The 18,641-nt window shown below is 62.4% G+C and carries 16 protein-coding genes and 1 pseudogene; 7 read left to right on the top strand and 10 right to left on the bottom strand.

Going from position 1 to position 18,641, the window contains the following annotated elements; genetic code table 11:
- Window positions 1–121: 121 nt before the first annotated feature.
- Window positions 122–1,114 (bottom strand): DUF481 domain-containing protein, encoded by a 993-nt coding sequence (locus tag DBO86_RS05425; RefSeq protein WP_108233164.1) that lies wholly within the window; start codon window positions 1,112–1,114, stop codon window positions 122–124.
- A gap of 17 nt (window positions 1,115–1,131) precedes the next feature.
- Here DBO86_RS05425 and DBO86_RS05420 point away from each other — a divergent pair, with 17 nt between their 5' ends.
- Both DBO86_RS05420 and DBO86_RS05415 read left to right on the top strand, forming a co-directional pair.
- The gene (locus DBO86_RS05420; RefSeq protein WP_100548086.1) at window positions 1,132–1,506 is read left to right on the top strand and encodes an MGMT family protein; all 375 of its coding nucleotides are present in this window, start codon (window positions 1,132–1,134) and stop codon (window positions 1,504–1,506) included.
- A gap of 40 nt (window positions 1,507–1,546) precedes the next feature.
- Window positions 1,547–3,343, top strand: coding sequence for an AmpG family muropeptide MFS transporter (locus DBO86_RS05415; RefSeq protein WP_108233163.1), 1,797 nt, complete (start codon window positions 1,547–1,549; stop codon window positions 3,341–3,343).
- A 54-nt stretch (window positions 3,344–3,397) separates the two neighbouring features.
- Here the strand turns inward: DBO86_RS05415 and DBO86_RS05410 are convergent, their stop codons facing one another.
- On the bottom strand, window positions 3,398–4,225 hold the full coding sequence (locus DBO86_RS05410; RefSeq protein ID WP_108233162.1) for a mechanosensitive ion channel family protein: 828 nt from the start codon (window positions 4,223–4,225) through the stop codon (window positions 3,398–3,400).
- 102 nt (window positions 4,226–4,327) lie between these two features.
- On the bottom strand, window positions 4,328–4,807 hold the full coding sequence (locus DBO86_RS05405; protein ID WP_064494082.1) for a YajQ family cyclic di-GMP-binding protein: 480 nt from the start codon (window positions 4,805–4,807) through the stop codon (window positions 4,328–4,330).
- 135 nt (window positions 4,808–4,942) lie between these two features.
- Here DBO86_RS05405 and DBO86_RS05400 point away from each other — a divergent pair.
- The 4 genes and pseudogenes from DBO86_RS05400 to DBO86_RS05385 form a co-directional block, all read left to right on the top strand.
- A pseudogene (locus DBO86_RS05400) lies at window positions 4,943–5,908 on the top strand (response regulator); the annotation flags it as partial.
- Complete coding sequence (locus DBO86_RS05395; protein ID WP_108233160.1) at window positions 5,905–6,816, top strand: putative 2-dehydropantoate 2-reductase; 912 nt, start codon at window positions 5,905–5,907, stop codon at window positions 6,814–6,816. The pseudogene DBO86_RS05400 and the gene DBO86_RS05395, both read left to right, overlap by 4 nt.
- Before the next feature lie 125 nt (window positions 6,817–6,941).
- Window positions 6,942–8,960: a HAMP domain-containing sensor histidine kinase gene (locus DBO86_RS05390; protein WP_104728295.1), complete on the top strand. Its 2,019-nt coding sequence runs from the start codon at window positions 6,942–6,944 to the stop codon at window positions 8,958–8,960.
- Window positions 8,961–8,963: 3 nt separating this feature from the next.
- Window positions 8,964–9,539: a cob(I)yrinic acid a,c-diamide adenosyltransferase gene (locus DBO86_RS05385; protein ID WP_003459361.1), complete on the top strand. Its 576-nt coding sequence runs from the start codon at window positions 8,964–8,966 to the stop codon at window positions 9,537–9,539.
- A gap of 104 nt (window positions 9,540–9,643) precedes the next feature.
- Here DBO86_RS05385 and DBO86_RS05380 read toward each other — a convergent pair whose 3' ends face one another.
- The 6 genes from DBO86_RS05380 to DBO86_RS05355 all read right to left on the bottom strand — a co-directional run bounded on the left by DBO86_RS05380 (window position 9,644) and on the right by DBO86_RS05355 (window position 17,450).
- Entirely contained in the window at window positions 9,644–10,099 is a 456-nt protein-coding gene (locus DBO86_RS05380; RefSeq protein WP_021488116.1) for an REP-associated tyrosine transposase, read from the bottom strand.
- A gap of 103 nt (window positions 10,100–10,202) precedes the next feature.
- Complete coding sequence (locus DBO86_RS05375; RefSeq protein WP_108233159.1) at window positions 10,203–11,153, bottom strand: Nudix family hydrolase; 951 nt, start codon at window positions 11,151–11,153, stop codon at window positions 10,203–10,205.
- Window positions 11,150–11,782, bottom strand: coding sequence for a glutathione S-transferase family protein (locus DBO86_RS05370; protein ID WP_059390523.1), 633 nt, complete (start codon window positions 11,780–11,782; stop codon window positions 11,150–11,152). The genes DBO86_RS05375 and DBO86_RS05370 overlap by 4 nt, the downstream gene beginning before the upstream one ends.
- A 398-nt stretch (window positions 11,783–12,180) precedes the next feature.
- Window positions 12,181–13,398: a bifunctional glutamate N-acetyltransferase/amino-acid acetyltransferase ArgJ gene (gene argJ, locus DBO86_RS05365; protein WP_074855522.1), complete on the bottom strand. Its 1,218-nt coding sequence runs from the start codon at window positions 13,396–13,398 to the stop codon at window positions 12,181–12,183.
- 159 nt (window positions 13,399–13,557) lie between these two features.
- On the bottom strand, window positions 13,558–16,293 hold the full coding sequence (gene secA, locus DBO86_RS05360) for a preprotein translocase subunit SecA (protein WP_108233158.1): 2,736 nt from the start codon (window positions 16,291–16,293) through the stop codon (window positions 13,558–13,560).
- 236 nt (window positions 16,294–16,529) lie between these two features.
- On the bottom strand, window positions 16,530–17,450 hold the full coding sequence (locus DBO86_RS05355; RefSeq protein ID WP_108233157.1) for a M23 family metallopeptidase: 921 nt from the start codon (window positions 17,448–17,450) through the stop codon (window positions 16,530–16,532).
- A gap of 78 nt (window positions 17,451–17,528) precedes the next feature.
- On the opposite strand from DBO86_RS05355, the gene DBO86_RS05350 reads away from it, so the two are divergent.
- Window positions 17,529–17,984 carry a DUF721 domain-containing protein gene (locus tag DBO86_RS05350; protein WP_108233156.1) on the top strand — a complete coding sequence of 152 codons (456 nt, stop codon included), beginning with the start codon at window positions 17,529–17,531 and terminating at the stop codon, window positions 17,982–17,984.
- A 171-nt stretch (window positions 17,985–18,155) separates the two neighbouring features.
- Here the strand turns inward: DBO86_RS05350 and DBO86_RS05345 are convergent.
- Window positions 18,156–18,641: group II intron maturase-specific domain-containing protein (locus DBO86_RS05345; protein WP_279630231.1), on the bottom strand; the 486-nt coding region annotated here is incomplete at its 5' end.

Below are 18,641 nucleotides of genomic sequence, written 5' to 3'. Positions count from 1 at the left end.
GCGAAAGCCGGGCATTATCCGCAACCCCGGCGCCAGAGCAACAGCTGACCGGGCCGAATACGCAGAGTTCAGCTTTTTCCGTCGGGCGGCGTGCCGTTGGGCAGCGCGCCGCCCGACGGCATCACCACCCCACGCCGATACCGATCAGATAATGCCGATCCGAAACCGTCTGCCCTGGGGCACGCAACTGATCCAGCTCGTACAAAAGCGATAAGCGCGCCCACTGGTTGAGGCGGTAGCGCAGGCCGAATTCGCTATCGAGCACGTAGTCGATTTCTTCGATATGCGGGATCTGCAACTGGGCATTGGCATAGAACTCCAGCCGCGTACCCCACAGCAGGCGCTTGTAATCCAGCTCCAGCGAAGTGGTATTGAACGCCAGATCGGCAACATCCGACTCCAGACGCACGCGATTGAACTGGCCGATCAGGTCGAAACGCCCCAGTTCGTCATCCCAGAAGCGATAACCGGGGCCGGTACCGACGATGCGCTGGCGATCGACAGTCTCGAATTCGTCCTCGGCCTGCTCCACGCCCACCCGCCAGAACCAGTGCTCGGTGAAAAAGCGATCGAGGTCGTACTCCAGTTTCCAGTTGTCCTCGACCTTTCTGTCGTTCTTGGTTTCACGCTCCAGCTCGCCACTGAGCACATGGCGCCAGCGCCCGTGCTCGACACGGGTATTGCCCTTGAGCTTCCATTCATCGACATCGTTCTGGTTGCGCTTCATATCCAGCTTGGCGTCGAGGTTGCCCTCCCAGAGGCGGTCTTCCAGCACTGCCCGCGGCGGAATCAGCCGTTTGATCTGCGCCAGCGGCAGGGTGTACTCGCGCTCCCCCTGCACTCGGACCATGCCCGCCCCGGCTGCTGCCAACCTTTCGCTGCGTTCGTTGTCGAAACCGCTGCGGCGCACCAGCAGGGGTTTGTCCGAGCTGAGGGTATCGATATCCTTCCAGTCGATCAGCACCTGGCCGGCGTATTTGGTCTTGAGCGCCAGCTTGCCGCCATCGAGCAGGATAATCTCACCGCTGAGGCGGTCACCGTTGTTCAGCCAGACGGTATCGGCCCAGATCGGGGCTGCCAGGGTAGAAAGGAACAAGGCGAGTAGTACGCGCATGATGAAGGACGAACCCTATGGGCAAGACGAAACCGCCAGAGTCTGCATGGCCGGCACCACCACCGGCAAGCGTGGAAGCGCGTCGCGAGGCGCTGTATCTGGTACTGGCACAAGTGCCTGAGGGCAAGGTCGTCAGCTATGGTGAACTGGCACAGCTCGCCGGCCTTGGCCGCGCCGCACGCTGGGTCGGCCGCACGCTGAGCCAATTGCCCGACGGCACCACACTCCCCTGGCATCGTGTGATCGCCGCTGGCGGACGCCTCAGTCTGGCTGCCGGCAGCCCCTCTGGTAACGAACAACGGGCACGTCTGCGCGCGGAGGGCATCAACATCCTGAACGAACGTGTGGATATGCGTCGTCACGGCTGGCGCCCGATGGAGCACAGCAGTTAGAGTGCGCCCTACGAACCACCCCTGCCCAGATTCGAGCCTGATGCCACGCAAATCCTGGCGAGAAGCCCTCGCCACCTACGCCAACCCCGCCACACTGGCTCTGCTGCTTCTGGGTTTCGCCGCCGGCCTGCCCTACATGCTGGTGTTCTCGACCCTTTCGGTATGGCTGCGCGAAGCCGGAGTAGCACGCGAGACAATCGGTTTCGCCAGCCTCATCGGCCTGGCCTACGCCTTCAAATGGGTGTGGGCGCCAATGCTCGACCAGTGGCGCCTGCCGCTACTGGGCAAACTTGGCCGGCGCCGCTCCTGGCTGGTGCTGTCGCAAGGCCTGGTCGCCATCGGCCTGATCGGAATGGCGCATTACGACCCGCAAACGCACCTGTCGACGCTGATCGCCCTGGCCGTGCTGGTGGCCTTCGCCTCGGCCACCCAGGACATCGCCGTCGATGCCTACCGTCTGGAAATCCTCGGCGACGAACATCAGGCTGCGCTGGCTGCCGCCTACATGACCGGCTATCGGGTGGCCGCGCTGCTGGCCACCGCCGGCGCGCTGTATTTCGCCGAAGGCTTCGGCTCGACCGCCAAGGACTACCAGTTCAGTGCCTGGACCGGCACCTACATGGTCTTCGCCCTGCTGATGCTGCCCGGCCTGCTCACCTCCATCTGGATGCGCGAGCCGCCAGCACCGCCGCACATTCATGTCGCGCCGCCCAAGCACGGATTTTTCCACCAGTTGCTGGCGATCAGCGCGGTCATCGTGCTGATCATCGCCGTGCCGACCATGTTCATCCAGTTCTACCAGAGTGATCTGGTGCCGATGCTGCTCGGCGACGTCAGCATGCAGGAGCTGCTCTACAACGACCGCGCCTTCCTGCGTGCGCTGCTCTACAGCACCCTGGCCTGCGTGTGCGCCTCCGGGCTGTTCTGGGGTGGGCTGGCGCCGGTGCTGAAAACGGCAGCGGCAAGGTATGGATTCTTCCATCAGCTGCTGTCCGTGCTGCTGCTGATCATCCTGCTGATTGCCGTTCCGGCGATGATCACCCAGTTCTACGAAAGCGATCTGCACCTGGTCTTGCAGGGCCAGATGAGCCTGCAGGAACTGCTCTACCAAGACCGCGCCTTCCTCCGCGCCCTGCTCTACACGCTGCTCACCAGCCTGTCGATTTCCAGCCTGTTCTGGGGCGGCATGGCCCCGGTGCTGACGCCGATCAACGACTTCATCGTGCGCTATCGCTGGCAGGCGCTGCTCTTGCTGAGCCTGATTGCCACCTATCGCCTGTCCGACACCGTAATGGGGGTGATGGCCAACGTCTTCTATATCGACCAGGGCTTCACCAAGGAGCAGATCGCCAGTGTCAGCAAGATTTTCGGCCTGGTGATGACCCTGCTCGGCGCCGGGGCCGGCGGCCTGCTCATCGTGCGTTTCGGCATCATGCCGATTCTCTTGATCGGCGCGGCCGCCTCGGCGGCCACCAACCTGATGTTCATGCTGCTGGTAGGCATGGGCCCGCACCTGAACATGCTGATCGTCACCATCAGCTGCGACAATTTCAGCGCAGGCCTGGCTACCTCGGCGTTCGTGGCCTATCTGTCGAGTCTGACCAACCTGAAGTTCTCCGCCACCCAGTACGCCCTGCTCAGCTCCATCATGCTGTTGCTGCCGCGTCTGATCGGCGGCTATTCCGGCGTGATGGTGGAAAGCCTCGGCTACGCTCACTTCTTCCTTGCCACGGCGCTGATGGGTATACCGACACTGCTGCTCATCGTTATCCAGTGGCGTCGCGATAAACGCCAAGCGCGGCCTGAGACGACACCGCCTGCTGTCGAGCAAGCCTGACACCAGGCAGAAAAAAGCCCCGGATCGACCGGGGCTTTTTCATTGCATCGCGCCTTACTCGGCCTTGGCCAGATGCACCACCCGCTGTGGGAACGGAATGCCGATACCCGCCTCGGTCAGACGCTCCTTGGCCTGCTCGGTAAAGGCGAAGGTCACCGGCCAGAAGTCGCCAGTGGCCACCCACACGCGCAGCGACAGGTTCACCGCACTGTCACCCAGCCCAGTGACGAATACCACCGGCGCCGGCTCGACATGCACGCGCGGGTCCTGGGCAATCTCCAGCAGCACCTCGCGCGCTTTTTTGATATCGCTGGAGTAATCGATACCGATATTGATGTCGGCACGCCGACGCGGCTCGCGCGAGTAGTTGGTGATGTGGCCGTTGGACAGGCTGCCGTTGGGCACGATGACGACCTTGTTATCGCCGGTCTTCAGCGTGGTATGGAAGATCTGGATACTGTCGACGCTGCCTGAAACACCTTGTGCCTCGATCCAGTCACCGGCACGGAACGGGCGGAACAGCATGATCAGCACGCCGCCGGCAAAGTTGGCCAGGCTGCCCTGCAAAGCCAAGCCGATGGCCAGACCCGCGGCACCGATCATGGCGATGAATGAAGTGGTCTCCACACCGATCATCGAGGCCACGCTGATCAGCAGCAGAATACGCAGCACAATGCTGACCAGGCTGCCGATGAAGCTGCTCAACGCACGGTCCACCTTGCGCGCTGCCAGCATGCGCCCGATGCTCGACGTCAGCCGGCTGATCAGCCACCAACCGATCAGCAGGGTGATCACTGCCAAAGTCAGCTTGCCGCTGTACTCCAACACCATCGGCATCCAAGCCTCGGACATTTTCACCAGTTCGTCGATGCTCATCTCCATAGGGTGCTCCTGTTTCCCATACATGAAACGAAACCGCCATGGCATGCCATGGCGGTCAGAATGCTATCAACCTAGCCTGCGACGCCTCAGCATCACAAAGGTTCAATCGCGGAAGTTGTTGTACTGCAGCGGCATGCCGAACTCATGACCACGCAACAGGGCGATGGCTTCCTGCAGGTCATCGCGCTTCTTGCCGGTGACACGCACCTGCTCGCCCTGGATGGCGGCCTGCACCTTGAGCTTGGCGTCCTTGATGTGGGCGACGATCTTCTTCGCCAGCTCCTTGTCGATACCTTCGCGGAAGGTGACTTCCTGCTTCATCACCTTGCCCGAAGCGTAGGGTTCCTTGGTTTCCAGGCACTGGCAGTCGATCTTGCGCTTGATCAGGCTGCTGCGCACGATGTCGAGCATCTGCTCGAGCATGAACTCGGCTTCGGCGGTCAAGGTCAGCGCCTTGTCCTTACTCTCGATACTGCATTTGCCACGCAGGTCGAAACGGCGGTCGAGCTCCTTGATGGCATTGTCGACCGCATTGGTCAGTTCGTGTTTGTCCAGTTCAGACACGATGTCGAACGAAGGCATGAGTGGGCTCCTGATGGACGGCGCGATCCTCTTCACGGAGTGAACGCGCCTGACTTGACGATAACTATGGCGGGCCCATTATATCCAGACTGATACGCGCCGTTTGGCGTCCTTCCTCTCTGTCTGCGAGCCAGTACCATGCCCAACCCCCATCTCAGCATCCTGGTGGTGGACGACGCCAAGTTCTCCAGCGCCATGATCGGTCGAGCACTGAGCCAGGCCGGCTATCAGGACGTGCGTTTCGCCAGCAGCGCCAGCGAAGCGCTGCAGTTGCTCGAACAGCGTCCCGCCAGCGTGCTTCTGGCCGACTGGCTGATGCCCGAGATCGACGGCCTGGAGCTGACCGCGCGGGTGCGCCAACTGGACGAGACCGCCGACCACTACACCTACATCATCCTGCTGACCGGCAAGGAAGGCGAAAACGTCCTGGGCGAAGCCTTCGACCGTGGCGTCGATGACTTCATCAGCAAGGCGGCTATGAACGAACAACTGGTGCCACGCGTGTACGCCGCGGATCGCCTGTGCAACACCCTGCAGCGCCTGCTGCACGAGAACCGCATGCTCACGCAGAACATCGCCAGCCTGGAGCGGCGCAATCTGGTCGATCCGCTCACCGGCCTGGGCAACCCGCGCTATCTGCGCCAGAAGCTCACCGACAGCCTGCGCCAGATCGAGTCGCGCGGCGGCGCCGTGTGCTACCTGCTGATCGGCCTGCAGGACGCCGGTCAGCTGCGCCACCAGTACGGTGACCGCTTCTTCAACGAGCTGCTGCATGGCGTCGCACGGCGCCTGCAGCAGCTTGTCAGGCCACTGGACGTATTGACACGCCTGGACGACAACCACTTCGGCCTGATCACCCTGCTCGACGACCTACACGAGTGCTCGCCGAGCAGCTTCAAGCGCCTGTACGAAGGCCTCAACTACAAAGCGTTCAAGACCAGCGAAGGGTTCATTACGCTGAAAGCCGGCATCAGCCTGGTCGGTCTGGACACCAAGGCGCTGCCCACCGATCCCGAACAACTGATTCAGCACGCGCAAAATCTGCTGCCAGAGTCTTACGCCAGCGGCCGGGTGGCAGCCATGCGCCTGCCTCTGCCGTGACCTGGCACATCCTCGGCGCTGGCAGTCTCGGCAGCCTCTGGGCAGCACGCCTGGCCCGTGCCGGCCTGCCAGTCAGGCTGATCCTGCGCAACCGGCAACGCCTCGAAGCCTATCGCCAGGCCGGCGGCCTGACGTTGGTCGAAGCGGGCCAGCCCATGCAGTACGCCATTCCTGCAGAATTGCCACAAGCGGACACGCCCATCCATCGCCTGCTGCTGGCCTGCAAGGCCTACGACGCGCAAAGCGCGGTAGCGACCATCGCCGGACGTCTTGCCCCGGGCGCCGAGCTGCTGCTGTTACAAAATGGCCTGGGCAGCCAGGATGAAGTTGCCCAACGCCTACCCAAGCAACGTTGCCTGTTCGTCTCCAGCACCGAAGGGGCTTTTCGTCCCGCCGATTTTCAGGTGGTGTTCGCCGGCAATGGCCACAACTGGCTGGGTGACCCGAGCGATCCCCAGCCACCAACCTGGCTGGACGAGCTGCAGCGCGCGGGCATCGCTCACCAGTGGAGCCCGGATATCCTCACGCGCCTGTGGCGCAAGCTGGCGCTGAACTGCGCGATCAACCCGCTCACCGTACTGCACGACTGTCGCAATGGTGGCCTGACCGAGCACCCTGCCGAAGTCGCCACCCTGTGCGCCGAACTCGACGAGCTGCTGCAACGCTGCGGCCAGCCCGCAGCCGCAGAGAATCTGCATCAAGAGGTACAGCGCGTGATCAGCGCCACTGCGGCGAACTACTCCTCCATGCACCAGGACGTTGCACAGGGACGTCGCACCGAGATCAGCTATCTGCTTGGCTACGCCTGCGCAGCGGCGCAGCGTCATCAGCTACATGTGCCGCACCTGCAGCATCTGCAGCAGCGCCTGCTGAGCCACCTGCGTGAACGAGGTTTGCCTCTCGCTTGAGTACGCAGGGCGGGTGCAACCCATCACTCGCAGCTTGGCGGGTTGCACCCGCCCTACACTGGCAGTAGGCAATGGCCTGACAGCCGCGCTAACCTGCCGTCCTCACTCGTCACAACGATACCCTCATGAGACTGCGTCAGCGCCTCGAAAACCTGCCAGTGGGCCGCAAACTGCTCGCCGCACTGCTGGTGTTGCTCGCCGCCGTGATGCTGGTGGCCAATCTGGCTTTCATCAGCGCAGCCTACTGGATCACCCAGCAGAGCATGGCGCCACAGGCCCTGCACACCCTCGGCCGGCTTATCGCCAGCCCGACACTGAGCAAGGAAGCCTTGCACTCGTCCGCCTCGGCCGAGGCCCTGCTCAAACGCCTGGACGATTACGCGCCCCTGCGTGCAGCGATTATCTACGACAGCAATGGCAACAGCCTGGCACAACTGCAACGCGGCGAAAAACTGCAGCTACCGCAGCAACTGAGCCAGCTGCAGAACTGGCGCGAAACAGCCTTTCGCACCAACCTGCTGGTCGATCTGCCCCACCCCAGCGGTCGCCCCGGCGCCCTGCTGCTGGTGGCGTCCAGCGAATTGCCTGGTGCCTTCTATACCGGCACCCTGACCGCCAGCCTGGTGATTCTGGCGTTCAGCGTGCTGCTGTGGTTGCTGGTGGCCAGGCAGATCAAACGCCTGGTGACCAAACCCATTCGCCGTCTGGAAGAACTGTCACGCCAGGTCACCCGCGAAGAGAACTATGCGCTGCGCGCCAATCGCGGCAATCAGGACGAGATCGGCAGCCTGGCCGATGCGTTCAACACCATGCTGATGCGCATGGAAGCGCGTGAGCAGCAGCTCAAGCGTGCCCGCGACGACGCCCAGCAGGCCTTCGATCAGGCGCAGAGCCTGGCCGAGGAGACTCGCCACTCCAACCGCAAGTTGGAGCTGGAGGTGCAGGTGCGCAGCAAGATCGAGAAGAAACTCACCGGCTTTCAGAACTACCTCAACAGCATCATCGACTCCATGCCTTCGGCGCTGATCGCTCTCGACGAACAGCTCTACGTCACGCAGTGGAATCAGGAAGCCAGCGCCCTGTCCGGTACGCGCCTGGAAGAGGCGCTGAGCCAACCGATATTTCTCGCCTTCCCGCCACTCAAACCCTTTCTCGCGCAGCTCAAACGCACCGCCGAGCAGCATCGCGTGGAGAAGATCGAGCGCGTTACCTGGCACAAAGACGAAGAGCCCCACCATTACGCCCTGACCTTCTACCCACTGGTGGGCGGCGCCGGCCGAGGCGTGGTGATCCGTATCGACGACATCACCCAGCGCCTGGCCTTGGAGGAAATGATGGTGCAGTCGGAGAAGATGCTCTCCGTCGGCGGCCTGGCGGCGGGCATGGCGCACGAAATCAACAACCCGCTCGGCGCCATCCTGCATAACGTGCAGAACATCCGCCGGCGCCTGTCGCCGGGTCTGGAAAAGAATGTCGAACAGGCCGAACAGGCCGGCGTCAGCCTGGAAGCCATTGAGCACTACATGGAGGCACGCGAGATACCGCGCCTGCTCGACGGCATCCAGCAGGCCGGCCAGCGCGCCGCCAAGATCGTCAGCCACATGCTCAGCTTCAGCCGCCGCAGCGACCGCCAGCTATCGCCCTGCGATCTGCCGGCGCTGATCGACCAAGCCCTGGAGATCGCCGGCAACGACTTCGACCTGGCCGACAGCTTCGACTTCAAGAAACTGGAGATCGTGCGCCAGTTCGACCCGCTGCTGGGGCCTGTGGCCGGCACCGCCAACGAACTGGAACAGGTGCTGCTCAACCTGCTGAAGAACGCCGCCCAGGCCATTCACCAGCGCGACGAGGATACCGAGCCCGGCCGCATCATCCTGCGCACTCGGCAGGCCGGCAACTGGGCAGAAGTACAAGTGGAAGACAACGGCACCGGCATGAGCGAGGCGGTGCGCAAACGCATATTCGAACCCTTCTTCACCACCAAGGAGGTGGGCCAGGGCACCGGACTCGGCCTGGCGGTCTCTTACTTCATCATCACCAACAATCACAAAGGGCAGATGGAAGTGCACTCGACGCCAGGCCAGGGCACCTGTTTCACCCTGCGCCTGCCGCTGGCCTCGCTGCCCGATCACACAGGACTCTGAGACATGGGCTTTCGCCTCTCGAAGATCTACACCCGCACTGGCGACAAAGGCGAAACCGGGCTGGCCGACGGCCGCCGGGTCGGCAAGGATCACCCACGTATCGAGGCCATCGGCGAACTGGACACGCTCAACAGCCAGCTCGGCCTGCTGCTTGCCGAACTGGATGATGCCGCCACGACCTGGCCGGCACTCAAGGAGATCAGCGAGGTGCTGAGCCCCTGCCAGCACCGTCTGTTCGATCTCGGGGGCGAACTGGCAATGCCCGAGTACCAGGCCTTGCAGCAGGTAGAAGTGCAGCGCCTGGAGACGGCCATCGACAACTGGAACGAAGAGGTCGGGCCACTGGAAAACTTCATCCTGCCTGGCGGCTCCAGGCTGATCGCCCAGGCCCACGTGTGCCGCAGTCTCGCGCGTAGCAGTGAGCGCCGCTGCCAACACCTCAATGCCGTCGAGCCGCTACGTGGTGAGGGCCTGGCCTACGTCAATCGCCTCTCCGACCTGCTGTTCGTCGCCGCCCGCCTGATCGCCAAGCGCCAGGGCATAGCCGAGGTGCTGTGGAAGGCGGCAGACAAGCCGTAGCTCGCGACCTCACATGTAGACGGAGGGTAGGAGCGAGGGGGACGCCTAGTTCTCTGCTCGCAAAGCTTCTTAGACTCGCCGATGTTCGCGAGCAGAGCTCGCTCCTACAGAAATACGGCGTCCCACAAGGGATAATTGGCCAGTTGCGTTACCAGGCCGCTCCGCAGCGGGTTGGCGATGATATAACGAGCGATGTCACGTACATCATCCTCCCGGCGTAAAGCCCGGTCATGGTAGCCGGACTGCCAGACCTTACCGCTGCGTTGCAAGCGCTGATTGATTGCCTTGGCGCTGCGCGACTTGACCTGCTGCAACAGCTTCTCCAAGTCGCACTGCCCCAGTTGAAGCAACCAGTGAAAGTGATCCGGCATCACAACCCAGCACAACGAGGTGGCGAGGTCTTGCTCCTCAGCAAGACGTAATTCGTCGATCAGCAGCCGTCCCACAAAAAAGTCGTGAAACCAAGGTTGTCTACAGTGGGTAACGGCTGTAATCGAATAAATGCGGCCAGATTCAGAAAAACGACCGCTGCGCAGATGAGACGTATGGTAATGGGGCATTCCTTGCCTCCTGCCTGCATGCAACCTCAGGTATAGACCGTAGGAGCGAGCTCTGCTCGCGAAGCTTCTTAGACTCGCCGATGTTCGCGAGCAGAGCTCGCTCCTACAGGGTGCTAGCCGGCCAGAACGCGCGAATACCGGCCACGCCCTGGGCGCCAACCTGCCAGGCACGTTCGATATCGGCCGGGCCTACGCCGCCCAGCAGATATGCCGGCAGGTTGCAATGGGTCAACATCTCGCTTGCGGCGTCCCAGCCCAGCGGCTGCGCCTTGGGATGAGTCGCGGTCGCCTGCACAGGGGACAGGGTGACGAAGTCCACGCCCATCTGCGCGGCCAGCGCCAGCTCATCGGCATTATGGCAAGACGCCGCCAACCAGCGGTCGTCAGGGAACGGGCGGCCGCCAGCGGCGTACTTGCGCAGCTGTTCGGCCGTCAGGTGCCAGCCAGCCGCGGGAAAATCGCCCAGCCACTCCAGCGGTCCCTTGAGCATCAGTTGCGCCTTGCCGGCACACAGGCCCTGCACGTCGACAGCCAGGTCGCGGTATTGCGGGTCGAACATATTCGGCGCGCGCAGCTGAATCAGCCTTACCCCCTGCGCCAGAGCACTGCGGATGCCGGCAAGCAGCTCACTCGGCTCCAGGCCGTCCGGAGTAATCAGGTAACGCTCGGGCAGGCGCGCGGCGGCGACTATGGGTTTGTTGGCGGCGGGAAATTCGTACTCCAGCAACTGCCGTTCGCTGACCCAGGCCAATGGCTGGCCCTCGGCACCATGCGGCTCGCCACTGAAGGCGGAGACTTCCCAGACGTCCAGCAACACCTGCTTGTCCGGGTAATCATGACGAATCTGGATCAACGGGCGCGCAGCCTGCGGACGGATGCCCAGTTCCTCCTGCAGCTCACGATCGAGGGCAACCCGCACCGCCTCACCGTCCTCCACCTTGCCGCCGGGAAACTCCCACAGACCGCCCTGGTGTTTGTCATCGGGTCGCCTGGCGATCAGGATGCGTCCATCGACACCCCGAATCACCGCTGCTGCGACATGCACACGCTTCACCCCTTTACCTCCTGCAATGCTGCCTGATACCAGCGCCGGAACGCCGGCCAGCGGTAGATGGTTTCGACATAGGCCGCTGCCGTTGTCGGTAGCGCCACATGATAACTGCGCAGACGCGCGGCGACCGGCGCATAGAAGGCATCGGCAATGCTGGCCTGACCGAACAGATAGTTGCCTGAAGTGGCGAAGCGCTCGCGGCAATCGGCCCAGATCGCGCAAATACGATCGATATCCGCCTGCGCCGCGTCCGGCAGCTCGGTCAGTGCCTTGTCACGCGCCAGATCCATCGGCAGGTGGCTGCGCAGAGCGCTGAAGCCACTGTGCATCTCCGCACAGACACTACGGGCCAAGGCGCGGGCCTGGCGATCCTGCGGCCACAGCTGCGCCTCGGGGTAGCACTCGGCCAGATATTCGGCTATCGCCAGGGAATCCCACACCGGTCCCTGTTCGGTTAGCAGCACAGGCACCTTACCGGTGGGGGAATGACGCAGCAGTTGCGCGCGGCTGTCAGGCTGATACAGACGCACCAGCACTTCCTCACATTCCACACCGGCCAGCTCGACCGCCAGAGCGGCGCGCAACGACCAGGAGGAATAGTTCTTGTCGCCAATCACCAGTTGCAGTGCCATCTCGCGCGTCCTCGCCTACGATCTTGGAAATACCCCGAAGTCGCTCGACGTTAAAAGCCTGCCTCCCGAATAGCAAATTCCCGCGCGTCATGGGGGCATGAGGCGCGGGAATAATGTACGGCCGGGACTAGGGTCTGTTGCCGTTTCGACGCGAGCCGCGTTGCTGCGCCAAATTGCGCCACGCGAGGCGCGGGGTGCAGGTAATGGTCGTTCCCTTGCCAAATCCCGCAACGACGCATGGCGCAATTTGCCGCGCAACCCGAAGGGACGGGCCAGTTTTTGCGTGGTACGTCGTTACTCGACGGCTCATTTGGGCGACCAAACTTCGCGTCTCGCGCCTAGCCCCACGCAAAAACTGGCTCCGTCGCGGCCGTGCGCGAAACGGCAACAGACCCTAATCAGGTGCGGTATTCGGCGTTGATCTTGACGTACTCGTGGGACAGGTCGGTGGTCCAGATGGTCTCGCTGCAGGTGCCGCGGCCCAGCTCGATACGGATGGTGATTTCCTCACGAGCCATCACCGCCGCACCCTGCTCTTCGGTGTAGGTGGTCGCACGGCAACCCTTGCTGGCGATGCAGACTTCGCCGAGGAACACATCGATCTTGCTCACGTCCAGCTGTGGCACGCCAGCATAGCCGACAGCCGCGAGGATACGCCCCCAGTTGGGGTCGGAGGCGAACAGCGCGGTCTTGATCAGCGGCGAATGGGCCACCGCGTAAGCCACGTCCAGACATTCCTGATGCGTGCCGCCACCGTTGACCTGCACGGTGACGAACTTGGTCGCGCCCTCACCGTCACGGACAATGGCCTGCGCCACCTCCATGAATACCTCGAACACGGCCTGCTTGAGCTTGGCGAACAACTCGCCGGAGGCCTCGGTGATTTCCGCCAGGGCCGCCTGCCCGGTAGCGATCAGCATGCAGCAGTCGTTGGTAGAAGTATCGCCGTCGATGGTAATGCGGTTGAACGACTTGTTCGCCGCGTCACGCACCAGATCCTGCAGCACGCCCTGCGCGACCTTGGCGTCGGTGGCGATGTAGCCGAGCATGGTGGCCATGTTCGGCCGGATCATGCCGGCGCCCTTGGAAATGCCGGTCACGGTGACGGTGACGCCATCGTGCTGGAACTGCCGGCTGGCGCCCTTGGGCAGGGTGTCGGTGGTCATGATGCCGGTGGCGGCCGCTTCCCAGTTGTCGGCCTTGAGATCATCCAGCGCGGCCTGCAGCGCGGATTCGATTTTCTCCACCGGCAGCGGCTCGCCGATCACACCGGTGGAGAACGGCAGCACGGCGCTTTCAGTTACACCGGTCAGCTCGGCCAGACGCGCACAGGCACGGCGCGCACGGGCCAGACCATCGGCGCCGGTACCGGCGTTGGCATTGCCGGTATTGGTCAGCAGATAACGCACTTCACCACCCAGGCGCTCGCGGGTAATCAGTACCGGCGCCGCGCAGAAGGCGTTGGTGGTGGTCACCCCGGCGATCCGCGAACCTTCGGCGCAGCGCATCACCACCACATCCTTGCGCCCGGGACGCTTGATGCCGGCCGAGGCGATGCCCAGCTCGAAACCGGGAACCGGGTGCAGGGTAGACAGCGGGCCAAGACCAACAGCCATAAGGTGAGCTCCTTGTGAGACGTTGCCGACCGCCAAGCGGTCTGAAAGATAGTAAAACGCCGCGAACGGCAGGGCCGTCGCGGCGTCATCGAGGGCGGCGACAGCATAGCCGAAGCCCTCTCTACTGCAAGCGCCTTCAGCGGCGCGCACCTGCCATGATCAGCCGATCTGACCGTGGCAGTGCTTGTACTTCTTGCCCGAGCCGCAGGGGCACGGTTCGTTGCGACCGACCTTCGGCTCGGCGCGTACTGGCGCTGCAGCCACAGCGACGTCGCCCTCTTCGCCATTGCTCTCTTCAGCCGCCAGGGCCGAAGCGTCAGCGTGCTGGAACTGCATGCGCTCGGCCATCGCTTCAGCCTCGCGACGCAGTCGGGCTTCTTCTTCGGCCGGATCTTCGCGACGGACCTGAACATGACTGAGCACGCGGATGGTGTCGCGCTTGATCGACTCCAGCAGCTCCTGGAACAGGGCGAAGGACTCGCGCTTGTATTCCTGTTTCGGGTTCTTCTGCGCGTATCCGCGCAGGTGGATGCCGTGGCGCAGGTGGTCCATGGTCGACAAGTGATCTTTCCACAGGTCATCCAGCACGCGCAGCAGAATCTGCTTCTCGAAGGTACGCAGGGCTTCGGCGCTGGCCTGGGTCTCCTTCTCGTTGTACGCAGCCAGCAGCTCGACAAGGATGCGCTCACGCAGGGTTTCTTCGTACAGCTTGTCATCTTCGCCCAGCCACTGCTGGATCGGCAGCTTGATGCCGAAGTCGCTCTGCAGGGTGGCTTCCAGGCCAGCCACGTCCCACTGCTCCGGCATCGACTGCGGCGGGATATGGCTGTTGATCGCTGCGGTCAGCACTTCCTCGCGGAACTCGGCGATGGTGTCGCCAACGCTCTCGGCAGCCAGCAGGCTGTTGCGCATGTGGTAGATCACCTTGCGCTGCTCGTTGGCCACGTCGTCGAATTCGAGCAGTTGCTTGCGCATGTCGAAGTTGCGGCCCTCGACCTTGCGCTGGGCCTTCTCGATGGCGTTGGTGACCATGCGGTGCTCGATGGCCTCGCCGGACTGCATGCCGAGGGCCTTCATGAAATTCTTCACCCGATCCGAGGCGAAGATACGCATCAGGTTGTCTTCCAGCGACAGGTAGAAGCGGCTGGAGCCCGGGTCACCCTGACGACCGGCACGACCACGCAACTGGTTGTCGATACGACGCGATTCGTGGCGCTCGGAGGCGATCACATGCAGGCCGCCGGCTTCGATCACTTGCTGGTGACGCTTCTGCCACTCGCTCTTGATCTGCGCGATTTGCTCGTCGGTCGGGTTCTCCAGTGCCGCAACTTCCACTTCCCAGTTGCCGCCAAGAAGGATGTCGGTACCACGACCGGCCATGTTGGTAGCGATGGTCAGCGCACCCGGACGACCAGCCTGGGCGATGATCTCGGCTTCCTTGTCATGGAACTTGGCGTTGAGCACCTTGTGCTCGATGCCTTCCTTATTCAGCAGCTGGCTGACGTATTCGGAGGTTTCGATGGTTGCGGTACCCACCAGCACCGGACGGCCCTGAGCCTGGCACTCCTTGATGTCGGCGATGATCGCCTGGTACTTCTCTTCCTGGGTCAGATAGACCAGATCGTTGAAGTCCTTGCGCGCAACCGGCTTGTTGGTCGGGATCACCATCACGTCCAGACCATAGATCTGGCGGAACTCGAAAGCCTCGGTATCGGCGGTACCGGTCATGCCGGACAGCTTGTTGTAAAGGCGGAAGTAGTTCTGGAAGGTGGTCGAAGCCAGGGTCTGGCTCTCGGCCTGGATGTTCACCCCTTCCTTCGCTTCGATGGCCTGATGCAGGCCCTCGGAGAGACGGCGGCCCGGCATGGTACGGCCGGTGTGCTCATCGATCAGTATCACCTGGCCGTTCTGCACGATGTACTCGACATTGCGATTGAACAGCTTGTGCGCACGCAGGCCGGCATACACATGGGTCAGCAGACCGAGGTTGTGCGCCGAATAGAGGCTCTCGCCTTCAGCCAACAAACCGGCAGCGGTGAGCATTTCCTCGACGTACTGGTGGCCGGCCTCGTTGAGTTCGACCTGGCGCGATTTCTCGTCGACCTTGTAGTGACCTTCCTGAGTCACCACGCCTTCCTCTTCCTCGATGTGCTGCTTGAGGCGCGGGATCAGCTTGTTGATCTCGATGTACAGCTTGGAGCTGTCTTCGGCCTGACCGGAGATGATCAACGGGGTACGGGCTTCGTCGATCAGAATGGAGTCGACTTCGTCGATCACGGCGAAATTCAGCTCACGCTGGAACTTGTCTTCCAGGCTGAAGGCCATGTTGTCGCGCAGGTAGTCGAAACCGAATTCGTTGTTGGTGCCGTAGGTGATGTCGGCGGCGTAAGCGGCGCGTTTCTCTTCCGGCGGCTGGAAGGGGGTGACAATACCCACGGTCAGGCCGAGGAACTCATACAGCGGACGCATCCAGTTGGCGTCGCGGCGGGCCAGGTATTCGTTGACCGTGACCACATGCACGCCCTTGCCGGACAGCGCGTTGAGGTAGACCGCCAGGGTCCCCACCAGCGTCTTGCCCTCACCGGTACGCATCTCGGCGATCTTGCCTTCATGCAGGGTCATGCCGCCGATCAACTGCACATCGAAGTGGCGCATGCCCATCACTCGCTTACCGGCCTCACGGGCCACAGCGAAGGCTTCGGGAAGCAGATTGTCGAGGGTTTCGCCCTGAGCCAGACGCCCCTTGAACTCTTCGGTCTTGCCACGCAGTTGCTCGTCCGAGAGGGCGATCATCTGCTCTTCGAGGGCGTTGACGGCCTGCACCGTCTTGAGCATACGCTTTACTTCACGCTCATTCTTGCTTCCGAAAAGTTTTTTCAACAGAGGCGCAAACATATCGACAGGGTCTTCCGGCGAATGGATGGAGGTCGGCGCAAATCGCGACCTGGCAGCCGGCATGGCTGCGGGCGAAGGGGGCATTCTACCCGGAAAAGCCGGGGAGGAAAGTGACGTTGTCAGCCCATTGCTGCCGTGTGATGGCGCAAACCGGGTATCCCCGGAGAACCAGGGACACGGCGTAATATTTTATATGAGGCTCAATACTGGCAATTCAAGGGCGGCGCGAAAACCGCTCACTCGACGCCACTGGCACGTGCGATATACAGCGACGGGTTGACCTGCCGGCCATCCTTGCTGACCTCGAAATGCACGTGATAACCGGTGGAGCGCCCACTGCGACCGACCTTTGCAATGGTCTGACCACGCTGCACCAGATCACCGATCTGCACGGTATTGCTCTGGTTGTGCGCATAGAGCGTGACGTAGCCATCCGTGTGACTGATTTCCACGGTATTGCCGTAACCATTCTTCCTGCCGGAAAAGGTCACCACACCAGCGGCCACCGAAACCACGTCACTGCCAGGCTTGGCCGCGAAATCGATGCCCTTGTGGACACTGGCGCGGCCGGTCAGCGGGTGTACACGACGGCCGAAAGGTGACGACACATAACCTTGCAAGACCGGGCGACCGGACAGTGTTTCCGCTTCACTCAGGCGTCGCTCGCCAAGCAGTTGCTCCAGCACTTCCAACTGCTGCTCGCGACTCTCCACGCGCAGTGCCAGCTCATCCAGGGCGTTCATGAAAGGCGGCGGCGCATAGGCCGAAGCCCCCAGCGGATCTTCCGCTCCGCCCTGACCGACACTGAGGGAGAAGTCGAACTCACCGGCGTCCAGTTCCGCCAGTTCGGTGAGGCGCTCACCCAGGGCATCGAGACGGGTGAGGCGCGCCTGCAAATCCGCCACGTGTACGGCAAATGCGTCGAGCTGACGTTGCGCGTCCTGGCGCACGGCGCCGACCTGTTCGCGCTGCTGGTCGAGCGCTTCGACCAGCGAGGTGTCGACCACAGGTTCGGCGGTCAACCACTTGGCGCCCATCGCAGCACCGGCAGCAAGGCTCAGGACCAGCAGCAGGACAGCCGACAGCAGCAACCAGCGCAGGTCCAGATTGATCGTTCGCGCCGAACCGTGACGGCTGTTGAGCAAGATGATATGCATGGCTTCCCCTTTTCGCAGAACACAGGCCGGCAGCACGCTCTGCTACCATGACGGCTCTGCAATTTAAGGCTTCCTGCCATGACGTTTCGTCCCTTGCCGGCCCAGGCACCCGCTAAGCTGTTACGCGAAGCCAAGCCCCTGAAAGCGCTGTTCGGTCAGGCGCAACGCCTTACCCACCTGCAGCGTCTTGTCGATAGCCAGCTACAGCCTGCTGCCCGGGAACACTGTCATGTAGCGTCCTGGCGCGACGGCTGTTTGCTATTGATCGTGACCGATGGCCACTGGGCAACACGCCTGCGTTATCAGCAAAGAAGACTGCAACGACAACTACAGGCACTCGAAGAATTCGCGACCTTAACGAAAATCATGTTCAAGGTGCAACCTCAAGGCGGCCAGAATCGTGGAACCGGTCGCACCTTGCACTTGTCCAATAGCGCCGCACAAAGCATTCAGGCAACGGCCGAAGGCATCAGCGACCCCAAGCTACGCGCGGCACTCGAGCGCCTGGCCAGTCATACGCAGAAAGACCAATAAGCCCCCGCTCCGCTCGTCGGTAAAACTCGTTTCGACGCAGGTGCCAGGCAAATGGCGCCAGAGACGCTCACCCCAAATCCCAATCCACTGAGCGACCGACATCGGGTAGGAGGCGGCCTCACGGCCGCCGTCCTCCCACACCACCGTGCGTACGGTTCCGTACACGGCGGTTCAGGCCATGCGGTTAAGCCGATTGATCGTATCCAGTATCGAGACCAGTCCAAGTCTGTCCCATAGCTTCTTCGGCAGCGCCTGATTCATATGCGGCGCTCCTGAGTTCCACCACGGGCCTCGGCCATTGAAGGCCGACTTGCAGGCACGCTCCTCGCTCAATCCCAGGCGCATCAGGTTGCGCGCCCTCGTAGAGGGCTGCTTCCATTGCCGCCAGATGACACAGCGAAGTTTGTGCCTGACCCAGCCATCCAGCTCTTCCAGTGGACGCTTGCTCTGGCTGAGCTTGAAGTAGCCTGCCCAGCCTCGCAGCACCGGGTTTACCCGCTCGATGACATTCGCCATCTTGTGGCCCCGCACCCCTCGCAGCAGTTCCCTGAGACGGTCGCGCACACGGCGCAGGCTCATGGTTGCCACTCGCAGTCTAGGCTGCGAGTGCCAACTCATCCCATACCCCAGGTAGTCGCATTTCCACGACCCAGCCAC

It is taken from the genome of Ectopseudomonas oleovorans, assembly GCF_003052605.1.
GTDB lineage: Bacteria > Pseudomonadota > Gammaproteobacteria > Pseudomonadales > Pseudomonadaceae > Aquipseudomonas > Aquipseudomonas oleovorans_A.
This window is presented reverse-complemented; position numbering and strand designations above follow the sequence as displayed.